Annotated in this window: 1 protein-coding gene; it reads left to right on the top strand. The window is 53.3% G+C overall.

Features of this window, described 5'->3' with window-relative positions:
* Positions 1-103: 103 nt before the first annotated feature.
* Positions 104-1,729: putative Ig domain-containing protein (locus ACFWW2_RS00340; RefSeq protein ID WP_393925374.1), on the top strand; the 1,626-nt coding region annotated here is incomplete at its 3' end.

Here is a 1,729-nt window from a genome sequence, read left to right as displayed (position 1 = left end):
CAAAGCTTCGGAAAGTAACGTCGAGTTTCCGCTCTTCGCCCGCGACTTCTGGACTCGCACGAAACCAACGCCAACAGCTCACCATCTTGAATTGGATAAAGAAATGACCGTTATGAACAACGCACCTGTTTTGACAACTTTATTGCCCAATCAGTCTTCAGCGGAAGATGAAGCTGTGAGCTTTGCCCTGCCAGCGAATGCGTTCACGGATGTGGATGGCGATGCGCTGACCTTAAGCGCGACGCTAATTAATGGTGCGGCCCTGCCGGACTGGTTGGTGTTTGATGCGGTTGCGGAGAGTTTCTCGGGCACACCGCCACAGGACTTCAATGGAGTATTGAGCATAAGGGTGACGGCCAGCGACGGCTCACTTTCGACAAGCGATGCCTTTGCGCTTGAGATTACCCCTGTGAACGATGCACCTGTCGCGCTTGATGATATTGTTGGCACAGGTGAATTCCGCGTCAACGAATTCACCAATAGTTCGCAACTCCACCCGAGCGTTGCAGCCCTCGCCAATGGCCATTTCGTTGTGACCTGGCATTCTGATGACGGGCAGCAGGGCGATACGTCCGGTGCGGCTATCAAGGCCCGTATTCTCAATGAGAATGGTGTCGAGATCGTCAGTGAATTCCTGGTGAATGAGTTTACCGATGACGTGCAAACCAGACCAAGTGTAACAGCCCTCACCAATGGTCATTTCGTCGTCACCTGGCAGTCTGATGACGGGCAGCAGGGCGATATGTCCAGTTCTGCCATCATGGCCCGTATTTTTGATGAGAATGGTGTTGAGATCGTCAGCGAGTTTCTCGTTAATGAGTTCACCGATGGCCCTCAAAGGCTCCCGAGTGTTACGGCCCTCGCTGACGGCCATTTCGTCGTCACCTGGCAGTCCTGGGACCAGCAGCAAGGGGATGCTTCCTACTCTGCCATCAAGGCCCGTATTTTCGATGAAAATGGCGTTGAGATCGTCAGTGAATTCCTGGTGAATGAGTTTACCGATGACGCTCAATGGAACCCGAGCGTTACAGCCCTCACCAATGGCCATTTCGTCGTCACCTGGCACTCCTGGGACCAGCAACAGGGCGATACGTCTTATACCGCCATCAAGGCGCGTGTTTTAGACGCGGATGGAAATGAGGTCGTCAGTGAATTCGTGGTCAATGAGTTTACCAATGGCGAACAAACAAACCCGAGCGTGACAGCGCTCGCCGATGGCCATTTTGTCGTCACCTGGACGTCCTGGGACCAGCAGCAGGGCGATACGTCCAGTCCTGCTATCAAGGCCGGTATTTTTGATGCGAATGGCGTTGAGATCGTCAGCGAGTTCCAAGTCAATGAATTTACCAATGGCATTCAAAGTGATCCAGGTGTGACGGCGCTCGCCAATGGCCATTTTGTTGTCACCTGGACGTCTAAAGACGGGCAGCAAGGTGATGATGGGTATGCCGTCAAGGCCCGTATTTTTGATGCGAATGGTGTTGAAATCGTCAGTGAGTTCCTGGTCAATGAAATCACCCATGACTTTCAAGGCGACGCGAGTGTGATAGCGCTTGTCAATGGCGGTTTCGTCGTCACCTGGGAGTCTGGCGACGGGCAGCAAGGCGATGACTCGGGTGCCGCCATCCAGGCCCGCGTTTTTGATGCGAATGGCGTTGCTCAAAACCCCAATCCGATCACAGAAGATGTCGTCACCTCGATTGATACCGCCACACTTCTTGGCAATGAC

Source organism: Yoonia sp. R2-816 (assembly GCF_046762905.1).
GTDB lineage: Bacteria > Pseudomonadota > Alphaproteobacteria > Rhodobacterales > Rhodobacteraceae > Yoonia.
The sequence above is the reverse complement of the archived record's forward strand: the minus strand, read 5'-3'. Positions and strand labels throughout refer to the sequence as shown.